Raw genomic sequence first — 1155 nt, forward strand, 5'->3', positions numbered from 1 at the left:
AGGTCGGTCACGATCACCTGCGGGTGGTAGCCTTTGGCCTTCAGTGCCAGCAGAAAGGCCTGCGCACTCGCCGTGCCCGCCTGTGGGGCGATGGCGATGTGCAACAAGTCGGAGCTGAAGCAGTCCACCGCCACCGAGACGTACATCCAGCGAGAGCCGTGCTTCCCCGGCACATGCACGCGCACCCACTTCTCGTCCACGCCAACCACCCCACTGCTGCGCACCACCCCAAACAGCGCCGCCACTGGCAGCAACTGCCCACCGAACTGACTGACCCAGCGGGAGGCCGTTGCGGTCGAGATCCCCAATCCCGCCGCCACCCGTCGGTAGCTGCCCCGCCCCAGTTCGTAGGCTCCCAGCGCCGCCAGGTGCACCTCCGCCCGCCAGGGCGAATGGGGCAGCAGGTCGGATGGCAGGTTGGTAAAGGTCTGGTGCGGGCAGGCCGGATTCTGGCAGGAGTACCGGAAGACGTCCACGGTTTGGGGCTGACCCTGGGCGTCCCAATAGTGTTTCAGACGCGGCGTGCGGCTTTTGCGCCGGACCTGACTGCCGCCGCAGTGCGGACAGTGGACGGTCGCGTCGTCGACAGCGTGCCAGTCGCCGCAGCGCACCTGCTGGAGGTGCGCTGCCCAGGGCAGCGGCCGCTCCAACTCGCGGCCCGAGCCCAGGCCGAGTTCCGTGCGCAGCGCCAGCAGTTCGCGCAGATCGCCCTGCTGTTCGACCACCGGGCGCGTGCCGGCCTCCAGGTGAGCCTGGAGTTGGTCGATCTGGGCAAAGAGCTGCTGCACCAGCCAGTCGTCCTTGGGGCGGAGCGTCTCAGCGCTGAGTTGGAAGCGCTCGCGCAGCACGCGTCGAACCGCGAGCAGCCCACTGTCCTGACCCAGGTGGGTGATGGCGTGTTCGCTGAGCACCAGACCCTCGGCCGCAGCGGCCGCCTGCACCTCGGCGACGGACCACCAGAGGTGGCGCGCCCAGCACTGGATGAGCGCCTGCTGCTGCGCACGAGGCAGGAGGGGGCCATCACGGCGGCTCATCAGGCGTTGCCAGTCACCCGCCTCGTGATAATCCTCCCACCGACTGAGCAATTCCTGGAGCGTGTCGAACCAGCCCGCCAGCCAGGTCTGGCAGAGGAACGGTCGTTGCCCGGGATACGCC

The 1155-nt window shown here is 68.6% G+C and carries 1 protein-coding gene; it reads right to left on the bottom strand.

What is annotated here, in order from left to right; all coding sequences use genetic code 11:
- The coding region (locus A9Q02_RS24095; protein ID WP_172450589.1) for an integrase catalytic domain-containing protein at positions 1–1155 on the bottom strand (1155 nt) is incomplete at both ends.

The organism is Candidatus Chloroploca asiatica (assembly GCF_002532075.1).
Lineage (GTDB): Bacteria > Chloroflexota > Chloroflexia > Chloroflexales > Chloroflexaceae > Chloroploca > Chloroploca asiatica.